A 23543-nucleotide genomic window follows, 5' to 3' on the forward strand; every position below is an offset into this window, starting at 1 on the left:
CCGCCCCGGACCGGAAGGGCGCTCCGGCGCCCGGCCGTCCTCACACGGGAGACACGGTGTGCACACCTGGCCTGGTGTCGTCGCCGACCAGTGCCAGGGGTGCGCCACCGACCGCGGCCGAGCGGTACGCCGTCTCGATGACACGTGCGGTGCCGGCGATCTCGTCAGCGGGCACATGCCACCGCCCGGGGTCCGCCAGCGTCTGACGGAAGTCGGCGAACATCGGCGGGAACCAGTCGAGATGGGTCTGGTCACGGCTGGGTGAGGCCAGGTCCAGGACCTGGGGCCCGTCGGGCCCCTCGGCGGTCACCCGGTCGTCGTCGATCCGCAGGAAGCCGTCCGTACCGGTGACCGAGTAATGGTTGGCCCGCAGTCCGGCCCGCCAGCTCAGTTCGATGTCGCACACGGCGGAACCGAAGTCCATGCGCACGGCGGCCTCTTCGTCGACCGCGTCCGGCGACCCCACGGGCCGGCCCACCGTGCAGGAGATCTTGGCGGGCAGTTCACCGAACAGGCGCAGCGCCATGTAGACGCAGTGCGTGCCGTGGTCGAGGAGGATGCCGCCGCCCGCCAGTTCCCTGGAGCGCCGCCAGTCGGGCCGGAAGCCGTGCACTCCCCGCGCGTGCCGGTCGCGCAGGATCTGGAAGCGGGCCGACTCCAGGCGTCCGATACCGGAGTCCACTGCCTGCCGCAGCAGGCGCATCATCGGCGAGGTGCCGTAATTGTGCGACGGGTACAGCAGCCGTTCGTGGCTGCGCGCCGCCGCGATCAGCTCCTGGGCATCCGCGAGGCTGACCGCGACCGGCTTTTCGCAGATCACATGGCAGCCGGCCGTCAGTGCCCGGTGGGCCACGGGCACGTGGTAGGCGGGCGGGGTGCAGACGTCCACCACATCGACGCCTCCCTCGGCGAGGAGTTCGTCGAGGGAGGCCATCACCCGCCCGTAGGGCAGCTGTTCTGCTGCCGCCCGCCGCCGTTCGGTGGCGGGCTCGACTATCGCGGCCACCTCGACGCCGGGCACCGAGCGGTATCCGCTGAGCCGGGCCCCGCCCGCGGTACCGAATCCGACAATCGCTACTTTCATGCCGTCTCCTTCCGTCGGACGGCGGGCGGGCAGGGCCCGCCGGCCGTCACCAAGCTGTCGTGGAATGCCGGTGCCGCCGCGACCAGGTGTCCCTCGTCCACGGCGAACGGCCCGCCGCCCCAGCCGCTGACCGTTCCACCGGCCTCCGTCACCAGCAGCGCGCCGGGAGCGGCGTCCCAGGGGCCGATGCCGAATTCGAGATAGCCGTCGTAGGCCCCGCAGGCGACCCGGCACAGCCCTGTGGAGGCACTGCCGGGCTCACGGATCTCGAACCCGGCGCGCAGCAGGCGGTCGGCGACCGAGCACTGCTCCTCGCGGACCACTCCCTCGGTCCCAAATCCGGTGCCGACCAGCGGACGGCCCGGGGACGGCCCGGCCGGGCGCATTCGCACCCCGTCGCGGTAGGCGCCGTCCCCGGCGACGGCCGTGAAGACGGTGCCGGTCTCCGGGAAGTGGATGACGCACAGCAGCAGGCGGTCGCCCTCGGCCAGCGCGAGGGCGACCGCGTAGTCGGGCAGACCGCGCAGGTAGTTGGTCGTGCCGTCGAGCGGGTCGACGATCCACCGGGGGCCGGGGCCGGGCAGGGCGCCGGCCTCCTCCGCGAGTACCCCGCACTCCGGTGTGCGCTCCCGCAGCACCTCCAGCACCGCCCGCTCGGCCGCCGTGTCGGCCTCGCTCACCAGCCCGTCCCCGGCCTTGACACGGACGTCCCCGGGAGCGGTGCGGCGGCGCAGCAGCTCCGCGGCCGCGCGCGCGGCGGCCTCCGTCGCCGCCATGTGGTGCCGGTCCACGCCGGTCCGGCGGACAGCGCGGCTCACGGCACGTCCGGGAAGCGGGTGAGGGTCTGGCGGATGATTTCCACGGCTGTCATGGTCTGCTCCGGGTCGGCGTTCAGCGGCGGGTAGAGGCGCAGGCTGTTGCCACCGAGCATCACCAGTACCCCGGCCCGCAGCAGGGCCAGATAGACGTCCCGTACCAGGGATTTGGGGGCGGGCGCCTTGGTCTCCTTGTCCGTGACCAGCTCGATGCCGATGGCCAGCCCCAGACCGCGGACATCCCCGACGAGCGGGGCGTCGGTCACCAGGCCGCGCAGCTCGGCCAGCAGCCGTTCGCCGAGGTCGGCGGTGTGCTCGACGAGCTTGTCGGAGGTGAGGATCTCCGTCGTGGCGGCCACCGCCCGGCAGGCCATCGGGAAGGCACCGAAGCTGGAGGAACTGGCGCTCGGGTCGGAGAACGGTGCCGCCGCCATGGTCGATGCCGCGGCGATGACACCGGTAACGGGGTAGCCGCCGCCCATGCCCTTGCCGACGGTGAGTACGTCCGGGGTGACGTCCTCGTGCTGGTACGCGAAGGCGGCTCCGGTCCGGCCGAAGCCCGTCATCATCTCGTCGGCGATCAGCAGCGCGTCGAACTCCTCGGCCACGGAGGCCAGTGCGCCGAGATAGCCGGGCGGCGGCACGACGTTTCCCGACCGGCCCTGGACGGGCTCCACGACGATCGCGGCCATCGCCCCCGTGCTGTTCTCCTTGATGACGTCCCGCGCGTGCTCGACGCAGGCGAAGCCGCATTCCGGCGCCTTCAGCTTGAACGGGCAGCGGTAGCAGTTGGCGTACGGCGCGGAGAAGTAGCCGGGCGGCAGCGGGCCGAGGCCCGCCCGGGCACCGGCGGTCAGGGCCAGGCTGCCCATGGTCTTGCCGTGGAAGCCGCCCCAGAAGGAAAGGAATTCGTGTTTGCCGGTGACGGACTTGGCGAGCCGCAGTGCCGCCTCGACGGCCTCGGTGCCGCCGCTGTAGAGCTGAACGGTGTCCAGTTCGGGCGGCAGGAAGTCCTTGAGGACGCGGGTCATCTCCAGGCGGGCGGGCGAGCCGAAGGCGCCTGCTGTGGACACCGCGAGCTGTGCCCCCATCGCGGCGACGAACCGCGGCTCGGCGTGCCCGATCGAATTGACCCCGCCGGCGCCCTGGAAGTCGATGACGCGATTGCCGTCGACGTCGGTCAGCGTCGCACCGTCCGCATGCTCCACGCACAGTTTGGACCAGAGCATCACGGCCTGAAGCCCGGGGCCGATCACTTCCTGTTCGGCCGCCCAGTGCTCCTCGGTCACCGTCCGCGGGTGCCGCAGCCCCCACTCCCCGGCAGCGGTCATCGCGCGGCCTCCCCGGAGCGGACGGCACCGGCGTAGCCGTCCCGTACCAGCGCCTCGAAGCCGCCGCGCGCCGCCTCGATCGCGGTGTCGATGTCCTCCTCGGTGGTGGCGGCGCACACGAACCAGTGGTGGTTGGGGTGGAAGAAGACCCCGGCCCGGATGGTCTCGGTGTAGAAGGACCGCTTGGCCGCCTGGTTCTCCTCCTCGCTGCCGAGCCGGAAGTCGAGGAAGGGCATGGGCGGATGGCCGACCACCTCGACCGGTGCCGCGTACTTGTCGGTGAGCTCGCGCAGCCCGTCCTGGAGCCGGCTGCCCAGGGTATGGATGCGCTCCAGGTGCGGCCCCGAGCGCAACTTCCGCAGGGTCGCCAGCGCGGCGGCCATGGCGTCGGAGTTGGCGTAGAAGGTCGACGAGATGTGTACGTGGTCCAGGCGGCGCAGCACCTCCGCGCGGCCGGTCAGTGCGGAGATCGCATAGCCGTTGGCGAACGCCTTGCTGAAGGTCGCCAGGTCCGCGGTGACACCGAAGTACTCCTGGGCGCCGCCGAGGGCCATCCGGAAGCCCGAACGCATCTCGTCCAGGACCAGCAGGGCCCCGTGCGCCCGCGTCAGCTCCCGTACCCCTTCGAGGAAGCCGGGGGCCGGCGGCTCCACCTCGAAGGGCATCATGACGACGCAGGCGATCTCGCCCGGGTGCCGCTCGAACAGCGCGCGCAAGGAGTCGAGATCATTGTAGGCGAAGGTGTGCACGAGGTCGCGGGTGGCACGGGGGATGCCGTGGTCCCACTGGGCGCACCAGTCGTGCCAGCCGTTGTAGCCGAAGCGGGCGACGCGGTCACGGCCGGTGAAGGAGCGCGACAGGCGCACCGCGGCGCCGGTGGCGTCGGATCCGGTCTTCATCAGCATCGCCATTTCGGCGCCCGGGATCACCTCGAGGAGTTCGCTGACGAGTTCGGTCTGCACGGGCTTGCTCAGCCCGGTGGCGAATCCTTTCCGGATCTCGGCGATGACCTGGTCGTCGACATCCCGGTCGGCATGGCCCAGTACGACGGTCCCATACGACAGGAAGAAATCGAGATAGCGGTTTCCGTCAACGTCCCAGAAGTATGCGCCGCTGGTCCGGTCGACGAATATGGGGTACTCCCCCTCGATCATCTGGTCGGAGGCGATGACATTCTTTCGCTTGGCGGCCAGCGCATCGATTTCTTCAGCTTTCCGGGCAAGCTCGAACGAGCGGTCCAGTAACACGGGAATTCCTCTCTCGGAGAAATTGAGAGCCGGCGGTGGCGACGGGCGGGCGCCCTCGGGCAAGCCCGTCGCGCGGCCTCGGGCGCGTCCGACGGCCTCAGCGGGCGCGTACCGCCCTGACGGCGTCCAGCAGTTCGGCGGTGCGGGTCCGCACCTCGGCCAGGTCCCCGCTGTGCAGGGCGTCGCCGATCAGCGGCCGGCCCAGCGCAGCCGCGTGGGCGCCCGCCCGGAAGTGATCGGGCAGGTCCGCCGCGGTGATCCCGCCCGTGGGCACGATCGGGATATCAGGGAAGGCCATGCACAGCGAGGCGGTGTACTCGGGACCACCCAGCCGGGCCGGAAAGAGCTTGACCAGCGCGGCGCCCAGCCGCCACGCGTCCATGACCTCGGTGGTGGTAAAGGCTCCGCAGACCACGGGCACGCCCAGCCGCCCAGCCTCGTCGAGGACTTCGGGGAGGACCCCCGGGGTCAGCAGGTAGTGGGCGCCGGCCTCCACCGCCGCGCGGGCGGTGGCGCGGTCCCGCACGGTGCCGGCCCCCACGAGGGTGGCACCGGTGGCGACGACGCCGGCCACGGCATCCAACGCCGTGGGGGTGGTGAGGGTGAGCTCCACCGCACGCAGCCCGGCGGCGCCCAACTCCCGTACCACGTCCGGAACACCGGGCGCGTCCGGTTCAGTAATCATCGCGATCAGGCGGGTGCCGGCCAACTCGGCCGCGAGGTCGAGGGGTTCGTCCGCCATGGTCACCCCTGCTTCTCGAAGACGACGACCTGCCGGCGGGTGCGGCGGACGACCGGGGCATCCGGCTCGGGCAGCGCCCGCAGCTCCTGCACCAAGGGGGCCACCTTCTCGTCGAAGACGGCGTCGTCGACCGCCCAGAGGTGGAAGAGCATGCGCTGTTCGAGACCGTCGGCGATCTGGGCAGGGGTGTGCTCGTGCACCGCCGCCTCCAGCTCCCCGACCTCCACCGCCTTCAGGCCCACCTGTTCGGCGATCGGGACGATCTTCTCGGCCCGGTCGTCGGCCTCGGAGGTGCGCCGCTGGATCTCCTCCATGATGCGGCTGACCGGCTGGTCGTCGAAGAGGATCATGCCGGGGACGACGACATAACGCCCGCCCGGCCGGAGCACCCGGGCGACCTCGGCGAGGCCCCGGCGCTGATCCCCGACGACATGCAGCACCCAGACGCTGTATGCCTGGTCGAAGGTCGCGTCACCGAAGGGAAGTTGGGTGAGCGAGGCATTGGCCACCGCGGGCCCGATCCGGGCGACCGCTTTGGTGAGCATCGCGTGGGAGAGATCGATCCCCACCACGGAGCGGCCACTTTCCTTCAGTGCGAGGGCCACCACGCCGGTGCCCATCCCCGCATCGAGGAGGAGCTTGCCCGGATCGGTGCGCTCCGCAATTGCCGGAGCGATACGGCGCCCACGCTGTTCACCTCCTCGCGTCTTGTCGTAGAAATCCGCTGCCGGAGAGAAATTGACGGATTGCTGCACGCCACCTGCCTACGTCCGGGGCGAATACTCCGTACCGCCCCAAGGGGACCCGGATATTGCACGAGGGCGACTATATGCGCCGCACTTCACCCGGGGGAAGGAAGAAAGAATGCACCCCGAAAACCGCAGGCCAGGATTCCTGAACCGTATGTGTTACGCCCCGGAAGGACCGGCCATTCCTATGCCACCGCCGTCCGGGCGCCATACGGCCACGACCGCGGCCCGCGGCCGGCTGGTTCCGCCGTCCGGCCAGTGCGAGGCGGGGTGCTGCGCATCGGCACCCGCCACCTCGCCGGGGTGCTGCACGGACAGCAGCACGAAGTCGTCCTCGATCACCGGTCCGCAGGCCTCGGCCCCGACCGGGATCGTCATGAAGCGCTTCACCCTGCCGCGTTCCGGCCCCTCGGTGGGCACCACGTAGAGCCCGTCGTTGCCCAGGCGTCCGGAGTTGTCCGTCGTCAGCCAGAGGTTGCCGTGCCGGTCGAAGGCGATGTTGTCCGGGCAGGAGAGGGCGCTGACCCGGCTCTTGTCGTACCCGGCGTAGTAGGTGCCGGGAGCGGCCGGGTCGCCGCACACCAGCATCAGCCGCCAGCGGAACCGCTCGGCGGTGGCGTCACCACCCTGTTCCTCCAGCTCCAGGACGTGCCCGTCGCGATTGGCGGCGCGCGGGTTGGCCTCGTCCGCGGCGGGCGCACCGGCCGCGCCCCGGTAGTCGTTGTTGGTGAGTGCGGCGTAGACCCGGCCGGTATGCGGGTGCGGCTCGACGTCCTCCGGGCGGTCCATGGCGGTGGCACCGGCCCGGTCCGCGGCCTGCCGGGTGAAGACATACACCTCTTCGGCGGTCATTCCGTCGACGAAGCTGTGGCCGTTGTGCGCGAGCGGCAGCCAGCGCCCCGATCCGTCGAACTCGCCGTCCACCGGCAGCCGTCCGGAGCCGTCGATCTCTTCCGCCGGGCTGTCGCCGGTGAACCGTGCCGCGTAGAGCGTGCCGGAGTCCAGCAGGGTCTTGTTGTACTCCCGGTCCGCCGCCGAACCGCCCGTCCGCATCCGGCGGTCGGAGACGAACTTGTACAGGTACTCGAAGCGCTCGTCGTCCCCCATGTAGGCCGTGACCCGGCCGTCGGGCGCCACGACGACATTGGCCGCCTCATGCTTGAAGCGCCCCAGCGCGGTGTGTTTGACGGGGGTCGAGTGCGGGTCATAGGGGTCGATCTCCACGATCCAGCCGAAGCGATTGGCCTCGTTGGGCTCCCGCCCGAGGTCGAACCGCCGGTCGTAGCGCTCCCATTTACGCAGCGACGGCCCCGGCGCGAAGCCGTAGCGTCGCAGCGCCGCCCGCTGCTGCGCGGTGGGGGCGGCGTCGGCGTGGGCGAACGGCACATGGACGTTCTCCTCGCCCGAAAGCACCGTGCCCCATGGGGTCTTTCCCCCCGAGCAGTTGGCCATCGTGCCCAGGACCCGGACGCCCCCCGGATCGGCGGAGGTGCGCAGATAGCGGGATCCCGCAGCGGGACCACGCACCTCACAGGGGGTGGTGAGAGTGATCCGGCGGTTCCAGTGCGCGTCGGTCCGCACCCGCGGCAACCCCTCACCGGGCGCCCGCTCCAGCAGGACCACCGAGAGCCCGTGTGCCTCCCAGGCTGTGCGGACCTGCTCCTCGGTGGGCCGGTCCGGGTCCCAGTGGCCGAACATCAGTGGCTCGGTGGCGTACTCGTGGTTGCTGACCATCAGCCACCGGTCGCGTCCGCGCAGCGGGAGCAGTGCGCAATAGTCGTTGTTGACACCGAACTGGCGGGCCTGGGCGACCGCGGTCTGCCGGTCGAAGTCGAAGGGTGGGGCGTCCGGCAGGACGGGGTCGCCCCAGCGGATGAGGACCTCGTGCCGGTACCCCTCGGGGGCGACCACACGGTCCCCGGTGCCGGTCGGCACCGGGGTGAAGGCCGTGCCCGGGGCCGTCGGGCCGGCGGCCTCCGCTCCGGCGGCGGCCGCGCGCGGTGACCCGGTCAGCGGCGCGGCGGCCAGCGCCCCGGCGGTCACGACGCCCGCCTTCAGCGACCACCGGCGGGACACCACCTGCCGCAGCACCTCGCCGAAGTAGACATTGCCCGACGCGTTCGGCGCCTGGCCCGCACATGCCTGCCCGCACTTGAAGCGGCAGGTCGCCGCCGACTTCCCCACCCTGCTGTCCACCGAAGGCTCCTCCTTGTCCCTGTTTCCGCGCCGCTCACGGGCCGGCCGGCCCGCCGCCCGGGTCAGCCCGCCATCCGCCCGTTGCTCTCGATCCGGTCCGCGAACCACAGCCACTCTTCCGCGCACTGGCGGGCCACCTGCGCCACTGAACGCGAACAGTGGGCGGGGACGGCTTCCACCAATCGCTGCCACTCCGGTGCGTTGATGGAGTGGAGGCTCAGCAGGAACATCAGCCGCCGGCCCACCTCCGTGAACCGCAGTGAGGGGTCGCGGCGCAGGATCTCGAGGGCGGGCTGCGTCTCGAACCGGGGCGCTGTCGCCGGCTCCGTCGCCGGCCCCATGGTGCGCACGGTGACCGCTCCGGCCTTCCTGCCCCCGCCCGCTCCGGGGCCGTTCGGACCCGTCTGTTTCAGTTCCGCCGCCCGCAGCTTGGGCGGGACGGGATCCTGGCCGAGACGGAGTCGTTCGCGGACGTCGCGGGTGGTGGCCAGGGCGATACCGGCCGCCTCGGAGATCTCGCGCAGCGATGCCTCGGGACGACGTGCCATCAGTTCGCCGGCCCGCCGCCGCCCCTCGGCCGCGCTCAGCGGCCGGGAACGCCCATCGCGTCCGATACGGGTGTTCAACTGCCGCCCGTTCTCAGTTGAACGCTTCCTGATCGCGCTGACCGTGCGCGCGGCCAGTCCGGTGGCCGCGGCGATGAGCCGGTCCGACCACTGGGGGTGGCTGCGGATCACCCGGTCGGCCGCCTGCGCCCGGTCGGCGCGCGAGAGCGGGAGGCCGTGGGTGGCGTTGAGCCGTACGGCGAGGACGAAGGCGTCCGGCTCGCTTCCGTCGAAGAACAGGACCTTGGCGTGCGTCTCGCCGCGCAGCTCGGCGGCCCGTAGCCGGTGCATCCCGTCGATCACCCGCATCGTATGGCGGTGGACGAGGATCGGCGGCAGGGGCGTCTCGGACTCGGCCAGCACCTGTACATGCCGGGAGTCCTCGCCTGCCGTCCTGGGCGAGTCGGACGGCCGCAGCAGCGCGAGGGCGACCAGAGTGGGCTCCTGCCCTTCCCATGGCCGTTGGCCCGGCAAGCTGACCGCGCCCCCGTCGCGGCCGCTGCCGCCCGCTTCGCGCCCGGCACCGTCCGCCGCGACTGGTAACCGCTCCAACTGCCGTCACACCCTTCCGTTTGCCCTGTCACCCCGGCTGATCCCGCTTCCTGCCGCGCCGTTCCACGCCAGGTCGGCAGCGCGGTCCGACCGGGGCCACGGCAACGGAGAACAGAGCGCGGGCGCCGGGCCCGTGGGCGGCCCCGGCGGCCGACTGGTGAGGGATTGCCAGGGGAAGTCGATCCAACATGAGTCGAGATCACACAAGGATGCCACGCTAGGCAGAGGTGTACGACGTGTCAACGCGCCTTCTGTGCCTGCGTGTTCAGCCAAGGCGGCGTTCGACCGGAGTCCGCGATGAGGTTAGATTGACGGCCGGAACGGGAGGCCACACGTGGACAAGTCGAGTACGCCGGGCGACCGCTCGCTCGCCGACAAGCTCAACCACCTCTTCGAGACGGTCTCGCCGGCCGGCCGCGGCCCGTACAACAGCGAGGAAGCGGCGCGGCTCCTGACCGCATCAGGCGTACCGATCTCCGGCAGCTACATCTGGCTGCTGCGCAGAGGGCAGCGGGACAATCCCACACTCCGGCACCTCGAAGCGCTGGCAAAGCTCTTCGGCGTGCCACCGGCCTACTTCTTCGACGACCGGGTCACCGCGGAAGTCGACGCGCAGCTCGGGCTGTTGACCGCGCTGCACGACAGCGGGGTGCACTCCGTGGCGCTGCGCGCGGCCGGCCTCTCCGCGGAGAGCCTGGAGTCCATCCGTGAGGTGATCGAGCGGGTACGTGAACTGGAGGGCCTGCCCCGGGACCCGGACGAGGCGCGCGACCGCCGGTCGGGCAGCAGCGCTCCTTAGGCCTCCGCGCTCAACTTTGCACAAGCCGCCAGAGCGACCCCGGACAGCGCGAGGAACGGTGAGCATGCGCCCTTCAGCCAAGCGCGTCGGCGCCCTTTCAACACGGCACTTCAAACACCTGCGCCACGCCTGCCAGGACTTCATCGACGACTTGGGCCTGCCGCCGGAATTCACCATTCCCATGGTGGCGGAACGACTGGGCGAGCGCCGTGGCCGCCCGATCGTGCTCGCCCCGCTGGAGCTCGGCGCAGGCAGTCTCTACGGGCTCTGGCTCGCCACCGCCACGGCGGACGTCATCGCCTACGAGAGCCGCACCACCCGCCTTCATCGGCACCACATCATCGCTCACGAACTGGCCCATATCGTCTACGGCCACCGCGGCTCACATCTGGACGGCGACAGCTCCGATCTGTACCGGCTCTTCCCGGACCTCGACCCGGCGCTGGTCCGTGGCACGCTGGCGCGCTCCACCTATGCCGACCATCAGGAGCGGGAGGCGGAAACCATGGCCTCGCTCTTGTTGATGGCCGCCTCGCGCAGACCACCGGCGCAGCCGGAGCGTACGGCCCCGGAGGCCGCCGAGCTCCTCGCGCGCCTGGAACACTCCCTCGGCCGGACCGGCCGGGGGCCGGGCTGACGCATGCTCTTCACCGTCATCGCCTGGATCACCGGCGTCAGTGCGCTGATGGCGTTCTGCTACAAGCTTCCGGCCGCACGGCGCAGCGGCAACGACCCCGCACTGGTGGCTCTCTGCATCTACTTCCTCGCGTCCGCTCTGAGCTTCCTCGTCGACCTCGAACCGTTCCGCACCGTCCTCTCGGGCGTTCTGCACTACCCGAACATCACCACCGTCCTGTCCCAGGCCGCGGTGATCGTGCTGACCGCGGCCCAGCAGGTGGCCCTGGTCCACTGGGCAGGCCCGCCGGACAAGGCGCACGCCGAGTCCCGGCGCCGGATCCACGTGTGCAGTGCCGCACTGATCGTGGTGGTCACACTCTTCTTCCTGCTTGCCCCCCTCAAGCACTACGAGAGCGCCCGAACCGTCTCCGTCATGTACCAGACGGAACCGCATTACGCCGTCCACATGGGCCTGTACGTCTCCCTCTGCGCTGCCGGTCAGATCGAGGCCCTACGGCTCTCCCTGCGCTTCGTGGGACTGGCCCGGCGTTCCTGGCTGCGCCGCGGGATGATCGTGATGAGCATCGGCGCCTCGCTGGTCCTCCTCTACTGTGGCTGTCGCCTCGCCACCCTTGCCGGCCGCGGCATCGGCCTGGACATGGACGCATTCGACCCCGTCGGCTGGGTCTCCGGCGATCTCGGTTCGCTCCTCCAGATCGTCGGCTGGACCTTGCCGGCCTGGGGCGTCCATCTGTCCGCCGCGCACCAGTGGCCGGCGCAGTACCGCGACCACCGGCGACTGCGTCCGCTGTGGCACGCCGTGTCGGAAGCGGTACCCGCCATCACACTGGACCCACCGCCGTTCCGCCGCCGCGGCCCCCTGCCACCGCGTGACATCGGCTACTGCCTCTACCGCGCCGTCATCGAGATCCGCGACGGACAACTCGCCCTGCTTCCGTATGCCGACACCGACACCGACACCGTGCGCCGCCGGGCCGAGGCCCTGCACCTGACCGTCGAGCCCGGCTCACCGACGGGCGAGGCGCTGTTGCTGCACACCGCCTTACAGGCACGGCGGACCGGCCCGCCGGCACCGCCCACGTCATCGGCATCGTTCCCCCATACGCCGCACGATGACTTCGCGAAGGAAGTGGCCCGACTCTCCGCGGTCGCCCGCGCCTTCGTTCATGTGGAGGCCCGCGCGCGGCGGTACGGCCCCGCCCGCCATGGGACCGCCTCAGGTCGCGGCGCCCGCCTCGCCCGGTGAGAAGGCCCCTTCATCCCCCGACGAAGCCGGCTCGGCCGACACCCGCAGTACGCCGTACACGGACCAGGCCACCGACACCATCGGTACGGCGACGACCGCGCCGAGTACGCCCGCTGTGACGCTGCCGCAGATGACGGTGAGGGCCACCACCACCGGGTGCAGCCGGACCGCTCTGCTCATTACGAGGGGGTGCAGTACATGGCCTTCGATCTGTCCGATGACCACGATCAGCAGCACGACGACGGCGGCCACCACCGGTCCCTTCGCGGCCAGCGCCACCACGGCGGCGATGGCCAGCGCCACGGGCGAGCCCACCAGTGGGATGAATGCGGCGAAGAATTCCAGCACCGCCAGGGGAAGGGCGAGGGGGATCCCCAGTGCGAAGAGTCCGGCTCCTACAAGGACGGCGTTGATGGCGGCCACCACCACGATGCCGCGGGTGTAGCCGGTGAAGGTGAACCATGCGGCACACCCGGCGGCGTGCACGGGGTGACGCCCGCCCACCGGTAGCTGGCCGCCGAACCACTCCCACATCCGGTCGCCCGAATGCAGAAAGAAAATGGAGCAGAAGAGTGCCAGTACCCCCACGGTCAGGACGGCCACGGCCTGGCCCACGCCGCTGAGTGCGGTGCTGATCAAGGTGGCGCGATGGCTGGTCACGAATCGGGAGAGCCGGGACTGGAGATCGGAGAGCGTCCCCGGACGCAGATGCACCGGTGGCCCTTCGAACCAGCGCTCGATGCGCTGCACGCCGCCGACGAACTCCCGGCGCAGTCCGTCCCACTCACCGGCGACGGTCGCGCCGATCAGGCTGAGGATGCTGAAGAGGAGCAGGATGCCGACCACGAGGCCGAGCGCGACCGCCGCCGAACGTGGCATCCAGCGGCTCAGCAGACTGACCGCCGGCTCCAGGAGGGCGGTCAGCACCAGGGCCAGGAAGACGGCCAGCGTCACCAGATGGAAGCGGCCCAGCGCCGCGAAGATCGCGTAGGCGGCCGCCCCGACGATGATCAGGCGCCAGGCGTATCCGGCCACGACCCGCAGTGTCGGCGAGACCTCGGCTCCCTCCCCCGTGGCGCGGTCCGGTACACGTCCCCTTTCCCGGCGCACGCCCAGGGCCCGGACCCCGCGGGCGGTGCGCCGCGCGGTGCCCCGGGGCCGCCGGGGCGGCCCGTTCCCGTGGGCGTCGGGGGAACGCTCGCGCTCCCCGCCGGATCGGTTCCGCACTTGGCCGTCACCGCCTCCCGCCCCTCCCGTGACCAGCGCCGGAAGGGGGACGACTGCCGCGCGCGAGCTGGTGCGCACGCTCGGCGCATACCCAGAGGTGGTATCACCGCGGAGCGGTCTTCGAACGTGTGCGGGCGTGCATTGCCCCAATGGAGCAGGCTGTCGGCGCATGTGCCGGTGGCGTCCTCCGTCGCCCTGCCCCGTCGCGAAGCCGGCCGGGCCAGGCCGGTCCGGGCTGGTCCGGGCCAGTCCGGAGCAGGAAATCTGCGAGCGGTCGTGGCACGGTGTCGATTCGGGACACGGCCGTTCGTATAGAGGGTGAGAGGCCGGCACAGCGCCGGCGGAACGACGGCCGAGGAGGCCCACCATGACGCACTACCTGCTCAGCATCTACCAGCCGGACGGGCCGCCGCCGGGCCCGGAGGTCCTGGAGCCGATCATGCGGGACGTCGAGGCCCTGAACGCCGAGCTCAGAGCGGCCGGCGCCTGGGTGTTCGCCGGGGGTCTGCACCCGCCGAGCACGGCGACCGTGGTGCGGCAGAAGGACAACGAGGTGCTCACGACCGACGGCCCCTACGTCGAGGGCAAGGAGCACATCGGCGGGTTCACCGTCATCCAGGCGCCCGACCTCGACGCCGCCCTCAAATGGGGCCGCAAGCTCGCCCGTGCCACCACCCTCCCCATCGAGGTCAGGCCGCTTCAGCACGGCTCCTGCGGGTGACGTCCGGCATGCCGGAGGCGACCGCGGCCGAGGTCGGACGGGTGTTCCGCGAGGAGTACGGGCGCGCGGTCGCCGTCCTGGTCCGCGTCTTCGGTGACATCGACGTCGCCGAGGAGGCGGTCCAGGACGCCTTCGCCACGGCGGTCGAGCGGTGGCCGGCCGCGGGGCTGCCCCCGAGCCCGGCGGGATGGATCATCACCACCGCCCGCAACCGCGCGGTGGACCGGCTGCGCCGGGAGGCGTCCCGCGACGACCGGCACGCACAGGCCGCGCTGCTGCACGCCGGTGACGAGCCGGCCGAGGAGGGACCGGTGCGCGACGACCGGCTACGTCTGATCTTCACCTGCTGCCATCCGGCGCTCGCCCCCGCCGCCCGGGTCGCGCTGACGCTCCGGCTTCTCGGCGGGCTCACCACCGCGGAGATCGCCCGCGCCTTCCTGGTCACCGAGCCGACCATGGCGCAGCGGCTCGTCCGGGCCAAGGGCAAGATCCGCGATGCACGGATTCCGTTCCGCATCCCGACCGACGCCGACCTCCCGGACCGCCTGCGGGCCGTATTGGCCGTGGTGTACCTCATCTTCAACGAGGGCTACACGGCCAGCTCGGGTGCGTCGCTGGTCCGCGAGGACCTCTGCCGGGAGGCGATCCGGCTCGGACGGCTCCTCACCGAGCTGCTGCCCGACGAGCCGGAGGCGGTGGGGCTGCTCGCCCTCATGCTGCTGACCGAATCGCGGCGGACCGCCCGTACCGGCCCGGACGGTGATCTCGTGCTGCTGGCCGACCAGGACCGCAGCCGCTGGGACCGTGCCCTGGTCGCCGAAGGCCAGGCCCTGGTCCGGCAGTGTCTGCGCCGCAATCAGCCCGGCCCCTATCAGGTCCAGGCGGCCATCAACGCGGTCCACAGCGACGCACCGACCGCGGCCGCCACCGACTGGTGGCAGATCCGTACGCTGTACGACCAGTTGCTCGCCCTCGACCCGAGCCCGGTCGTGGCCCTGAACCGCGCCGTCGCGGTGGCCGAGGTCGAGGGACCGGAGGCGGCGCTCGCCCTCGTCGACAGCCTCCCGCTCGACCGCTATCACGTCTTCCACGCCATCCGCGCCGATCTGCTCCGCCGCCTCGGCCGCGACACCGAGGCGGCCCAGGCGTACGAGAAGGCCCTCGCCCGCACCGACAACACGGCGGAACGCCACTTTCTCCAGCGCGGTCTGGAGGGGCTTCCCCGGGAGTGACGAGGCCCGGGGGTGACGAGGCCGGTGGTGTGGGCCCGTTATGCCGGGGCGGCGGTGAGCGACGGGAGGGGCGTGGGTGAGGTGGGGGTGGCGCTGTCGCGGAGGTGCTGGCATTCGTCCGTCAGATGCGCGAGGGCGGCGGTGAGGGCTTCCTCCGCCTGGTCGTGCGGTGGGGTGTCCGGCAGCACGGCGACGGACAGCTGTCGCAGCAGTTCGGTGTGGGCGGCCAGAGCCTGGCGGGTGCGGGTGTCGGTGTGATCGGTGAGCAGCAGACGGGCGGCCGTGTTGGCGGCGCGCAGTCGGGGCTGGTGGATACGGCGGTGGGGGCGGGGCAGGGCGCGCCAGGCCGTGTTGGCGACGGTGACCAGGCGCCAGATCTCGTTGTCGACGGGGTCGGTGTCGTAGAACCGCAGGCCGTAGCGGCTCACCAGCCAATAGGAGGTGGCCAGGACGAAAGCGGTGGCGGTGTCGAAGGCCAGCCAGAATCCGAGCAGATGGGGCTCGCCGCAGAGGGCTCGTACCGCCAGGGCCGCCCCCGCTCCCCCGGCGCCGAACAGCAGGGCCGCGGTGAGCAGCAGCAGGAGCGCGGCCGGGAGGGCGCCGATGCCGTTGGCGCTGTCGAGGCGCGCCATGCCCTTCCAATGGGGCGCGAGATAGCGGGCGTAGCGGGCCGACCTGGGGGCGGGTTCGATCAGGGCGATACGTCCGGCCCAACTGACGCTCTGCGGTCTCTTGGTGCTGTTGATGCCCGAGGTCGGGCTGTTGCAGGGAATCACGTGAGCGACAACGAGCCGTGACGGAAAACGCGACAGGCGAACCGGGGGTTTACGGCGCAGATTCCTCCCTCCGGCCGGGCGCGCGCCGCTCCGGCCTGAATGCGCCGGTGGCATACCCGGTCGATCATCCGATACATACACGCGGCGCGCGCTCCCCCGGATCGGCGGCGCCGTGGCGCCCTTGCAGGGCGGGGAGGTTACGGCCACTGTGGTCGCACCAAGGCCCCTTGGCCGTATTCCACGGCAGGTTCCGTCACACCTTTGGAGTGAGCGTGGCTTCCTTCGTACTGCCCCATGCCTTGCACGGCACGGGTTCGCACAAGGTCATCGCCGTGCACGGGTGGTTCGCCGACCGGTCCGCCTTCGATCCGGTCCGGCCGGATCTGGACCAGGACACGTTCCAGTACGCACTGGTCGATCTCCGTGGCTACGGCGAGGCGAAGGACGCGGACGGCGCGTACACCACCGGTGAGGGGGCGGCGGATGTGCTGGCGCTCGCCAACCGGCTGGGCTGGGAGCGGTTCTCGGTGATCGGCCATTCGATGGGCGCGAGCGTCGTCCAACGGGTGCTGGCCGCGGCGCCGCGCCGGGTGCGCCGGATGGTCGGCATCTCGCCGGTCCCCGCCTCCGGTCTGCCGCTGCCGCCGGAGCAGTGGGAGCTGTTCTCCTCCGCTGCCCACACTCCGGGGAACCGGCGGGCCATTCTCGACCTCACCACGGGCGGGCAGCGGCCGGCCGCCTGGCTGGACCGGATGGTGCGGCGGTCGCTGGAGTGCAGCGATCCGAAGGCGTTCCGTTCCTGGCTGGATTCCTGGTCCGGGGAGGGATTCGCCGCGGAGGTCGAGGGGTCGGCGGTGCCCGCGCTGGCGGTGACCGGCACGCTGGATCCCGCGCTCAACGCGGAGCTGACCCGGCAGACCTGGCTGCGGTGGTACACCCGCAGTGAGCTGGTCGAGCTGCCCTCGGCAGGGCACTACGCCATGGACGAGACCCCGCTGGAACTGATCCGGGCGGTGGAGGACTTCCTGCGCGCCGACGACGACGGAGCGGCGGCGGGATGACCGTATCCGCAGCCGACGCCGCGGACCGGGAGGTGCCGGACGTCTTCGATCCGCGCGGCTATGCCGACGGACTGCCGCACGCGGCGTACCGGCTCTTGCGTGATCGGTATCCGGTGGCCTGGCAGGAGGAGCCCGAGGTGCTCGGCTGGCCGGCCGGTCCGGGCTTCTGGGCGGTCACCCGCCACCAGGACGTCGTACGGGTCCTGAAGGACGCCCGCACCTTCTCCTCGCACCTGGGCGCCACCCAGATCCGCGATCCCGACCCCGCCGATCTGCCGTTCATCCGCCGCATGATGCTCAATCAGGATCCCCCGGATCATGGGCGGCTGCGCCGTGCGGTCAGCCGCGCGTTCACCCCTCGCCGGATCGACCGCTTCGGCAGCGTCATACGCGAGCGGGCCCGTGCGCTGCTGACGGCGGCGGTCGGCGCGGCGCGCGCCGGGGACGGGGTGGGTGACCTCGTCACCACGGTCACCGACGACTTCGCGCTGCTCAACCTCGCGGATCTGCTCGGGGTGCCGGCCACTGAGCGCGGGCTGCTCCTGGACTGGACCCGGCGCGTCATCGGCTACCAGGACCCGGACGAGGCCGGTCCGCCCGCCTCCGGCCCGGACGGGCGGCCCGCCAACCCGCGCTCCCCGGCGCTGCTCCAGGACATGTTCGGCTTCGCACGGGAACTGGCCGCCCACAAGCGCCGGTGTCCGGGCGACGATGTGATGACGGTGCTCGCCTCGGACCCGGAACTGGCCACGCCCGAGCTGGAGATGTTCTTCTTTCTGCTGACCATCGCGGGCAATGACACCGTGCGCAGCGCGGCCCCCGGCGGACTGCTGGCACTGGCCCGGCACCCGGACGCGTACCGCCGGCTGCGCGCGGGCGCCGTGGGGACGGCGACGGCCGTGGAGGAGCTGCTGCGCTGGCATCCGCCGGTGCTCAGCTTCCGCCGTACCGCGGCCCACGACACCGAACTGGCCGGCCGCACGCTTCGCGCCGGCGACAAGGTGGTGGTCTTCCACGGTTCGGCGAATTACGACGAGCGGGTCTTCGCCGACCCGTACCGCCTGGACCTGGCCCGGTCCGCCAATCCCCATGTCTCTTTCGGCGACGGGCCGCATGTCTGTCTGGGCGCGCATCTCGCCCGGCTGCAACTACGGGTGCTGTATGAGGAGACCTGCCGTCTGCTGCCCGCCCTGTCGGTCGCCGGGCCGCCGCAGCGACTGGTGTCGAACTTCATTCACGGGCTGAAGTCGCTGCCGCTGCGGCTGGTGGACGTTCCCGGCGGGGAGTAGGCCGCGCGGGCCGGGAGGGGAGCCGGTGGTGCGGCTCCCCTCGGCGGCTCCCGGGGCGTTTGATGGTGCGCTCCGTCAGCCCCTCATCCCGGACGTGACCCCGACGTCGGGTGCCGGTTGCAGCAGGGCGGCGGTGAGGGGGTGTTGGGGGGCGGTGAGCAGTTCGTCGGCCGGGCCCTGTTCGACGACGTGGCCGTCGTCGAGCACGGCGATACGGGTGGCCAGGGTCGCGGTGTCGCGGTCATGGGTGATGAGGACCAGGGACAGGTCCGGGTGGGTGCGTACGAGGCCGGCGAGGAGTGTGCGGAGGCTGCGGCGGGTGACGGCGTCCTGTCCGGAGGTGATCTCATCGCAGATCAGGACCCGGGGGCGGGCGAGCAGGGCGCGGGCCAGGGCGGCGCGCTGGAGTTCACCGCCGGAGAGCTCCGTGGGCCTTCGGCGTACGAGGTCACCGGGCAGCCCGAGGCTGCTCAAGGTGCGCTCGGCCTCGGCCAGGGCTTCGGTCCGCGGGGCCGCGCGCAGCCGGACGGCGCTGCGGGCCACCTGGTCGAGGACCGGGCGGTGTTCGTCGAAGGCGGCGCGGGCGTCCTGGAAGACGTACTGGACCGCGGCCAGTTGCTCGCGGGTGCGGTCGCGGAGGCTGCGGGGCAGCGCGACACCGTCCAGCAGTATCTCGCCGTCGTAGCTCCGGTGCAGACCGGCGACACAGCGGGCGAGGGTGGTCTTGCCGCTGCCGGAGCGGCCCATGATCGCCGAACAGCCGGGCGGGAGCAGCAGTTCGGGGGTGCGCAGGACGGTGGATTTGCCGTGGCGGGCGATGAGGCTGCGCACCCGGAGCACCGTTGTGGCGGCGGCCGGGCCTGGGGCCGTTTCGTCGGTCCCGTTCTGTACGGGCGGGCCCTCCGACGGCTCGGTGGCGGCAGCGGGGGTGAGGAGCGCCCGGGTCCAGGAGTGCTGAGGGCGGCTCCAGAGCTGTTCCGGGGTGCCGGATTCGACGATGCGGCCGGCGCGCAGGACATGGACGTGGTCGGCCAGGGCCCGGACGACCTCCAGGTCGTGGCTCAGGAGCAGTACCGCGATGCCCTCCCGGGCGACGGCGGCCAGCTGGTCGGCGACCTGTTGCTTCGTCACGGCGTCCTGGCCGGTGGTCGGTTCGTCCGCGACGAGGATGCCGGCGCCGGTCAGCAGGGCCTGGGCCAGGACGACGCGCTGTTGTTGGCCGCCGGAGAGCTGGTGGGGGTAACGGTGCAGCAGGGTCTCGCCGTCCTGGAGCCGGGCCTGGGCGAGCGCGCGCAGGATGCGCTGCCGGATCGCGGTCCGGCGGTCGCGGCGGGGCAGATGGCGCACCTGGGTGCGGGCGATGTCCTGGAGGAGGGCGGCTACCGGGCGGGCGGGGTTGAGGACGGTGGCGGGGTGCTGCGGTACGTAGCCGACGAGGGTGTCGGGGACGCGGACCTCGCCGGTCACCCTGGCGCCGGGCGGATGCTCGTGGAGCAGGGCGAGTCCGGTGGTGGTCTTGCCGCTGCCGGAGGCGCCGATCAGAGCCGTGATCCGGCCGGGTGGCACCCGCAGGCTCACTCCGTCGACGAGGGCCCGGCCGTCGATTTCGACGCGTAGGTCCTGGACCTCGGCGGCCTCGGACTCGTTCAGATGCACGGGTTGCTCTTCTCGTCTCGTCCGGGCGCGCGGGGCGGGCCGTCGGTGGGCGAAGGTGGTGCGGGGGTGCGGCCGGGTTGCGGTACTCGGTCCGGTGCGGGCCCTTGGTGGCGACGGTCCGGTGCGGTCCCCTGGTCGCCACGGTCCGGTGCGGGCCTCCGGCCACGACGGTCCCGTCCCGGCCCGCGGTCACGCCGGGTGAGGGCGGCGTCGAAGAGCAGGTTGGTGCCCATGGTCAGCGCCATGATCAGCACGGCGGGGAGCACGACGGCCCAGGGCTGGAGGAACATGCCGGTCCGGTTGCGGTCGACCATCACCGCCCAGTCGGCGGCGTCCGGTTCGGCGCCGACGCCGAGGAAGGCGGCCGTGGCGACCAGGTACAGCACGCCAGTCAGCCGGACCCCGGCGTCGGCGGCGAGGGTGCGCAGGGCCGACCGGCCGACATAGCCGATGGCCGTCCGCCACCAGGTCTCGCCCTGCATCCGCAGTGCCTCGACCGCGGGCCGGGCGGCCGCTTCGGCAGTGGCGGCCCGGACCGCTCGCACCGCGTCCGGGATGTTGACCAGTGCCACCAGCAGCGCCAGGCCGCCGGCATCGGGCGTCAGGACCGCCGCCACCAGCAGCAGGAACAGCAGCGACGGTACGGCGAGCAGCACGTCCAACGGCCGCATCACCAGCTCTTCCAGCCAACGGCGGTGGGTCAGCGCGGCGATCAGGCCCAGCGGGAGCGCCACCGCGTAGGCCAGCGCCGTCGCCGCGAGGGCGGTCAGGACCACCGGGCGGCCGCCGAGCAGCACCTGCCGCCAGACGTCCCGGCCGACGAAGTCGGTGCCGGCCCAGTGCCCGCCGCCGAAGGTGAAGGAGGCGGCCCGTGGTCCGGGCTCCCCGGCGAACAGCGGCCCGAGCAGGGCGAGCAGCAGCGGGACGGTGAGGATCAGCAGGGAGAGGGTGAAGCGACGCGGGCCGGGGACCGTACGGGGGTTCATGCCGCCACCGCCGTTCGGGGCACCAGACGGTATGTGACCAGGTCCGCGCCGAGGTTGAGGACGACGGCGGTGCAGCCGAAGACGACCGCCAGGCCCTGGATGACGGGGACATCGCGTTCCGCGACGGCGTTCATCAGGACCGTGCCGAGTCCGGGGATCACGAACAGGGCCTCCACGACGATGACTCCGCACAGCAGCCAGTCGACCGTGCGGGCGAGCTGCTGGGCGGCGGGAGCAAGGGCGTTGGGGAGGGCGTGCGCATAGCGGAGGCGCGCGCCGGGGATGCCGTAGCGGCGGGCCTGGGCGACGTACGGCGAGGCCAGTGCCTCGATCATGCCGGCGCGGACCAGTCGCGCCAGCGAGCACACCGGCCGGGACAGCAGCACCACTACGGGCAGCACCAGGGCCGCAGGATGGGCGAGCAGATCGTCGCCGTAGCCGACGGCGGTCGGCGGCAGCCAGCCCAGGCGCAGCGCGAAGACCGTCACCAGCAGCACCCCGAAGGCGAACTCCGGTACCGCGTACACCCCCAGGGTCACCGAGCTGATGAGGCGGTCCAGGAGCCGTCCTTCGTGCCGGGCGGCCAGGACGCCGAGGCCGACGGCCAGCGGTACCAGCAGGAGCAGGGTGAGCGCGGCGAGCAGCAGGGTCGGTCCGAAGCCGTCGGCCAGATAGGAGCTGACCGGCCGGCCGGATGCCAGCGAGGTGCCGAGGTCGCCGTGCAGCAGCCCGGCCGCCCAGGCCGCGAGGCGTTCGTGGGCGGGCCGGTCGAGGTGCATGGATTCCCGGATGGCCGCGACCCGCCCGGGGTCGGGCTGGTCACCGGCGAGCGCCACCGCGGCGTCGCCGGGCAGCGCCTCGGTGAGGGCGAAGACGAGCAGCACGACGGCGACGGTCTGTCCGGCGCCGAGCAGCAGCCGCCGGACCAGCCACGACCGCAGACCGGTCACGCGAGCCACACCTTGTCGAAGCGCGCCCAGTCCAGCGTGTTGGCCGGGGCCCGGTGCGCGACGCCGCGGACCGTGCGGGCGGTGCCCAGGATCCAGTCGGCGAAGCCCCAGACCAGGAAGCCGCCCTCGGTGTGCAGGCGGCGCTGCATACGGGCGTAGACGGCGGCCCGATCCTCCTTGTTCCTGGTGGACTGGGCCTGCTGGTAGAGCGCGTCGAAGTCCTTGTGATGCCACTTGGTGGCGTTGGTGGTGGAGCCGGACAGCAGGCGCTGGGAGAAGTGCGATTCGATGGGCATCGCGCCGGAGCGGTAGCAGCACAGCGTTCCGGAGTCGAGGGTGTCCTGCCAGTAGCTGTCCTTGCTGCCCATCGCCACCTTCACCCGCACTCCGGCCTTGGCGGCCTGGTCGCGGAAGATGGCGGCGGACTCGGTGAACCCGGCGGCGACGGCCGAGGTGTCGAGGGTGACCCGCAGCCCGTCGGCACCGGCCTTCTTCAGCAGGTGGCGGGCCCGGTCGAGGTCCTGCTCGCGCTGCGGCAGACCGTCTGCGTAGTACTCGTACCCCTTGCCGAACAGGTCGTTGCCGACCTCTCCGGCGCCGGAGAGCGCGCCGTCGACCAGTTCCTTGCGGTCGGTGAGGAGGAAGAACGCCTCGCGCACCCGTTTGTCGTCGAACGGCGGCCGGTCGGTCTTCATCGCGAAGGCCTGCATGGCGCTGTTGCGCAGCCGGACGATCTCGATCTGTCCCCTGCCCTCGTGGGCGCGGGCGGTCGTCGGTGTCAGCTCGTGGGCGTATTCGACCTGGCCGCCCAGCAGGGAGTTGAGGCGGGCGGACTCCTCGTTGGCGACCAGGAATTCCAGCTGGTCCAGGTAGGGCGCGCCGTCCCAGTAGTCGTCGTTGCGCCGGAAGACGGCGGAGCGTCCGGGCGTGAAGGAGACGAAGCGGAACGGGCCGCTGCCGACCGGCTTCGTGTCGAAGTCCGTGGCGCCGTCGGGGACGATATAGGCGCCGAACGCGGCCAGGATGTTGGGGAATTCGGCGGTCGGGCGCTTCAGTGCGAACTCGACGGTGTGCTCGTCGGCGGCCCGGCTCGCCTTGAGGTCGAGGGGCTCCAGTGAGGCCTTGGCCCGGAACGCCTTCTTGGGGTCGGCGATGCGGCGGAAGCTGTAGAGGACATCGCGGGCGGTGACCGGCTTGCCGTTGTGGAAAGCCGCCTTGCGCAGTCGCACCGTCCAGCGGTCCAGGGCGGCGTTCGGCTCCCAGGAGGCGGCCAGCCGCGGCTCGGCGGCGAGGTCGGCGCCGAAGTCGGCGAGCTTGTCGAAGAGGGCCTTGGCGCGGGCGGCGTCGGCGAAGAGGTTGGCCAGATGCGGGTCGAGGGTCTCGCTCGCGCCGCCGCCCGCGAAGGCGGCGCGCAGCTTCCCGCCGCGCCGGGGCTTGCCGCCCCCCTCAGCGGCGTCCCCGGCGGGGCCCGTACAGCCGGCGAGGGCGAGCGCGCCGAGACCGGCCACCCCGCCGGCCGCGGCGAGGAAGCCGCGGCGGCGCAGGCCGGGGAAGCGTGGGTCGGCAGAGCGTGGGTCGGGGACGGGACCTTCGTACATGGCGGTTTCCTTGCTGTGCGCGGGTGGGTGACGGGAGGTCGG

General features: G+C 72.0%; 21 protein-coding genes. 7 read left to right on the top strand and 14 right to left on the bottom strand.

What is annotated here, in order from left to right; translation table 11 throughout:
- Positions 1-40 precede the first annotated feature (40 nt).
- From QT196_RS00635 to QT196_RS00670, 8 genes are all read right to left on the bottom strand, one after another.
- Entirely contained in the window at positions 41-1084 is a 1044-nt protein-coding gene (locus tag QT196_RS00635) for a Gfo/Idh/MocA family oxidoreductase (RefSeq protein ID WP_290354091.1), read from the bottom strand.
- Positions 1081-1902 carry an inositol monophosphatase family protein gene (locus tag QT196_RS00640; protein ID WP_266738780.1) on the bottom strand — a complete coding sequence of 274 codons (822 nt, stop codon included), beginning with the start codon at positions 1900-1902 and terminating at the stop codon, positions 1081-1083. The genes QT196_RS00635 and QT196_RS00640 overlap by 4 nt, the downstream gene beginning before the upstream one ends.
- Positions 1899-3230: an aminotransferase class III-fold pyridoxal phosphate-dependent enzyme gene (locus tag QT196_RS00645; RefSeq protein ID WP_266738781.1), complete on the bottom strand. Its 1332-nt coding sequence runs from the start codon at positions 3228-3230 to the stop codon at positions 1899-1901. Before QT196_RS00645 ends, QT196_RS00640 begins: the two co-directional genes overlap by 4 nt.
- Entirely contained in the window at positions 3227-4477 is a 1251-nt protein-coding gene (locus QT196_RS00650; protein WP_266738782.1) for an aminotransferase class III-fold pyridoxal phosphate-dependent enzyme, read from the bottom strand. Before QT196_RS00650 ends, QT196_RS00645 begins: the two co-directional genes overlap by 4 nt.
- A gap of 97 nt (positions 4478-4574) precedes the next feature.
- Positions 4575-5219, bottom strand: coding sequence for a bifunctional 4-hydroxy-2-oxoglutarate aldolase/2-dehydro-3-deoxy-phosphogluconate aldolase (locus tag QT196_RS00655; protein ID WP_266738783.1), 645 nt, complete (start codon positions 5217-5219; stop codon positions 4575-4577).
- A gap of 2 nt (positions 5220-5221) precedes the next feature.
- Positions 5222-5974, bottom strand: coding sequence for a class I SAM-dependent methyltransferase (locus QT196_RS00660; protein WP_266738784.1), 753 nt, complete (start codon positions 5972-5974; stop codon positions 5222-5224).
- A 153-nt stretch (positions 5975-6127) separates the two neighbouring features.
- A complete protein-coding gene (locus tag QT196_RS00665; RefSeq protein ID WP_266738785.1) occupies positions 6128-8164 on the bottom strand; it encodes a PhoX family phosphatase in 2037 nt (678 codons plus the stop codon).
- Between the two features lie 62 nt (positions 8165-8226).
- Positions 8227-9321: a ParB N-terminal domain-containing protein gene (locus tag QT196_RS00670; protein ID WP_266738786.1), complete on the bottom strand. Its 1095-nt coding sequence runs from the start codon at positions 9319-9321 to the stop codon at positions 8227-8229.
- Between the two features lie 334 nt (positions 9322-9655).
- On the opposite strand from QT196_RS00670, the gene QT196_RS00675 reads away from it, so the two are divergent.
- The 3 genes from QT196_RS00675 to QT196_RS00685 all read left to right on the top strand — a co-directional run bounded on the left by QT196_RS00675 (position 9656) and on the right by QT196_RS00685 (position 12005).
- On the top strand, positions 9656-10120 hold the full coding sequence (locus tag QT196_RS00675; RefSeq protein WP_085924140.1) for a helix-turn-helix domain-containing protein: 465 nt from the start codon (positions 9656-9658) through the stop codon (positions 10118-10120).
- A gap of 64 nt (positions 10121-10184) precedes the next feature.
- On the top strand, positions 10185-10757 hold the full coding sequence (locus QT196_RS00680) for an ImmA/IrrE family metallo-endopeptidase (RefSeq protein WP_290354092.1): 573 nt from the start codon (positions 10185-10187) through the stop codon (positions 10755-10757).
- 3 nt (positions 10758-10760) lie between these two features.
- Complete coding sequence (locus QT196_RS00685) at positions 10761-12005, top strand: MAB_1171c family putative transporter (protein WP_290354093.1); 1245 nt, start codon at positions 10761-10763, stop codon at positions 12003-12005.
- Here the strand turns inward: QT196_RS00685 and QT196_RS00690 are convergent.
- Positions 11976-13040 (bottom strand): AI-2E family transporter, encoded by a 1065-nt coding sequence (locus QT196_RS00690; RefSeq protein ID WP_290354094.1) that lies wholly within the window; start codon positions 13038-13040, stop codon positions 11976-11978. The genes QT196_RS00685 and QT196_RS00690 overlap by 30 nt on opposite strands.
- Before the next feature lie 559 nt (positions 13041-13599).
- Between QT196_RS00690 and QT196_RS00695 the strand changes: the two genes are divergently transcribed.
- Positions 13600-13953: a YciI family protein gene (locus QT196_RS00695; RefSeq protein WP_290354095.1), complete on the top strand. Its 354-nt coding sequence runs from the start codon at positions 13600-13602 to the stop codon at positions 13951-13953.
- 8 nt (positions 13954-13961) lie between these two features.
- Positions 13962-15185, top strand: a complete 1224-nt coding sequence (locus QT196_RS00700; RefSeq protein WP_290354096.1) for an RNA polymerase sigma factor — start codon at positions 13962-13964, stop codon at positions 15183-15185.
- Between the two features lie 38 nt (positions 15186-15223).
- On the opposite strand, the gene QT196_RS00705 is transcribed toward QT196_RS00700, so the two are convergent.
- Positions 15224-15961, bottom strand: a complete 738-nt coding sequence (locus tag QT196_RS00705) for a hypothetical protein (protein WP_266738791.1) — start codon at positions 15959-15961, stop codon at positions 15224-15226.
- Positions 15962-16233: 272 nt separating this feature from the next.
- On the opposite strand from QT196_RS00705, the gene QT196_RS00710 reads away from it, so the two are divergent.
- Together QT196_RS00710 and QT196_RS00715 are read left to right on the top strand one after the other, a co-directional pair.
- Complete coding sequence (locus tag QT196_RS00710) at positions 16234-17022, top strand: alpha/beta hydrolase (RefSeq protein ID WP_168476443.1); 789 nt, start codon at positions 16234-16236, stop codon at positions 17020-17022.
- The gene (locus tag QT196_RS00715; RefSeq protein ID WP_266738792.1) at positions 17019-18311 is read left to right on the top strand and encodes a cytochrome P450; all 1293 of its coding nucleotides are present in this window, start codon (positions 17019-17021) and stop codon (positions 18309-18311) included. Before QT196_RS00710 ends, QT196_RS00715 begins: the two co-directional genes overlap by 4 nt.
- Positions 18312-18386: 75 nt before the next feature.
- Here QT196_RS00715 and QT196_RS00720 read toward each other — a convergent pair whose 3' ends face one another.
- The 4 genes from QT196_RS00720 to QT196_RS00735 are packed head-to-tail and all read right to left on the bottom strand — an operon-like array spanning position 18387 to position 23501.
- On the bottom strand, positions 18387-19967 hold the full coding sequence (locus tag QT196_RS00720; protein ID WP_290354097.1) for an ATP-binding cassette domain-containing protein: 1581 nt from the start codon (positions 19965-19967) through the stop codon (positions 18387-18389).
- A complete protein-coding gene (locus QT196_RS00725) occupies positions 19958-20953 on the bottom strand; it encodes an ABC transporter permease subunit (RefSeq protein ID WP_290354098.1) in 996 nt (331 codons plus the stop codon). Before QT196_RS00725 ends, QT196_RS00720 begins: the two co-directional genes overlap by 10 nt.
- Complete coding sequence (locus QT196_RS00730; protein ID WP_290354099.1) at positions 20950-21903, bottom strand: ABC transporter permease; 954 nt, start codon at positions 21901-21903, stop codon at positions 20950-20952. Before QT196_RS00730 ends, QT196_RS00725 begins: the two co-directional genes overlap by 4 nt.
- Positions 21900-23501 (bottom strand): ABC transporter substrate-binding protein, encoded by a 1602-nt coding sequence (locus QT196_RS00735; protein WP_266738795.1) that lies wholly within the window; start codon positions 23499-23501, stop codon positions 21900-21902. The genes QT196_RS00730 and QT196_RS00735 overlap by 4 nt, the downstream gene beginning before the upstream one ends.
- Between the last annotated feature and the right edge of the window lie 42 nt (positions 23502-23543).

It is taken from the genome of Streptomyces sp. P9-2B-2 (assembly GCF_030406865.1).
Lineage (GTDB): Bacteria > Actinomycetota > Actinomycetes > Streptomycetales > Streptomycetaceae > Streptomyces > Streptomyces platensis.